The 436-nt window shown below is 72.0% G+C and carries 1 pseudogene; it reads right to left on the bottom strand.

Annotation, left to right across the window (positions count from 1 at the left end):
* Positions 1-176: 176 nt before the first annotated feature.
* A pseudogene (locus GT042_RS40215) lies at positions 177-275 on the bottom strand (RNA polymerase sigma factor); the annotation flags it as partial.
* Positions 276-436 lie beyond the last annotated feature (161 nt).

The raw sequence follows: 436 nt of genomic DNA, 5'->3' as shown, positions 1-436 counted from the left end.
TGCCTCGCCGGGGAGTTCGGCATCGTTTGCGTACGTGACGTCCGCCATGTCCCGCAGGGTGTCGGAAAGCCGTTTCGCTCTGACCCCGTCGAGGCCGTCCACCGCGTCCACCCGCTCACCGCGCAGGAGTCTTTCCGCCACGTCCTTGTCGAGCCACTGGTCACGCCCGTCGGCCATCACATGTCTTTCAGCGTCCGCAGGCGCGAATGCGTCACACCCGCGGACGCCGCAGCTCCCGTCCGTTTGCCGCGCTGCGGCGGGACGACACCGAGCCCCGCGCTCTGACCTGCGGCGCCGCGCCCGGCCGTACGGGTGGCGGCACCGATCGCGCCGTCGGGAGCGCCACCGCTCCGGGGGTAAGCGTTTTCTGCGACGGCGTCGATCCGCCGCCCACCGACCGCACCACTCCCACCAGCCCCGCTACCCCCACCACCCC

Origin of the sequence: Streptomyces sp. SID3212, assembly GCF_009865405.1 — a bacterium.
Taxonomy (GTDB): domain Bacteria; phylum Actinomycetota; class Actinomycetes; order Streptomycetales; family Streptomycetaceae; genus Streptomyces.
This window is presented reverse-complemented; position numbering and strand designations above follow the sequence as displayed.